1 protein-coding gene and 1 pseudogene are annotated in these 1,011 nt (G+C 66.1%); both read left to right on the forward strand.

What is annotated here, in order from left to right; translation table 11 throughout:
• Nucleotides 1-244 (forward strand): annotated as a pseudogene (locus F3J19_RS32280) (electron transfer flavoprotein subunit beta/FixA family protein); the annotation flags it as partial.
• Nucleotides 245-259: 15 nt separating this feature from the next.
• The coding region (locus tag F3J19_RS32285) for an electron transfer flavoprotein subunit alpha/FixB family protein (RefSeq protein ID WP_167050540.1) at nucleotides 260-1,011 on the forward strand (752 nt) is incomplete at its 3' end.

Below are 1,011 nucleotides of genomic sequence, written 5' to 3' on the forward strand. Positions count from 1 at the left end.
GCTGCCGGCCGTCGTGACGACCGATCTGCGCCTGAACGAGCCGCGCTACGTGACGCTGCCGAACATCATGAAGGCGAAGAAAAAGCCGCTGGAAACCGTGAAGCCCGAAGACCTCGGCGTCGATGTCACGCCGCGTCTGAAGACGCTGAAAGTCGCCGAGCCGCCGAAGCGCTCCGCCGGTGTGAAGGTGCCGGATGTGAAGACGCTGGTCGGGAAGCTGAAGACCGAAGCGAAGGTGATCTAAGGGGCGAGGAAAGAAATGACGAATCTTGTAATTGCAGAACACGACAACGCGTCGGTCAAGGCCGCGACGCTGAACACGGTCGCAGCGGCACAGAAGATCGGCGGTGACATTCACGTGCTGGTCGCGGGCCACAACGCGCAGGCCGCAGCGGACGCCGCCGCGAAGATCGCGGGCGTGGCGAAGGTGCTGCTCGCCGACGCGCCGCAACTCGAACAGGGTCTCGCCGAGAACGTCGAAGCGACGGTCGTGAACATCGCGAAGAACTACTCGCACATCCTCGCGCCGGCGACCGCTTCGGGCAAGAACATCGCGCCGCGTATCGCGGCGAAGCTCGACGTCGCACAGATCAGCGACATCACGGCGGTGGACTCGCCGGACACGTTCGAGCGTCCGATCTACGCGGGCAACGCGATCGCCACCGTGCAGTCGGCTGACCCGATCAAGGTCATCACGGTCCGCATGACCGGCTTCGACGCGGTGGCAGCCGACGGCGGCAGCGCAGCGGTCGAGAAGATCGAAGCCGCCGCCGACGCGGGCATCTCGCAGTTCGTGAGCCGTGAAGTGACGAAGCTGGACCGTCCGGAGCTGACGAGCGCGAAGATCATCGTGTCGGGCGGCCGGGGTCTGGGCAGCGGCGAGAACTACACGAAGGTTCTGGAGCCGCTGGCCGACAAGCTCGGCGCGGCGCTGGGCGCCTCGCGCGCGGCGGTCGACGCGGGCTACGTGCCGAACGACTATCAGGTGGGTCAGACCGGCAAGATCGTCGC

It is taken from the genome of Burkholderia sp. Ax-1724 (genome assembly GCF_011752995.1).
Lineage (GTDB): Bacteria > Pseudomonadota > Gammaproteobacteria > Burkholderiales > Burkholderiaceae > Paraburkholderia.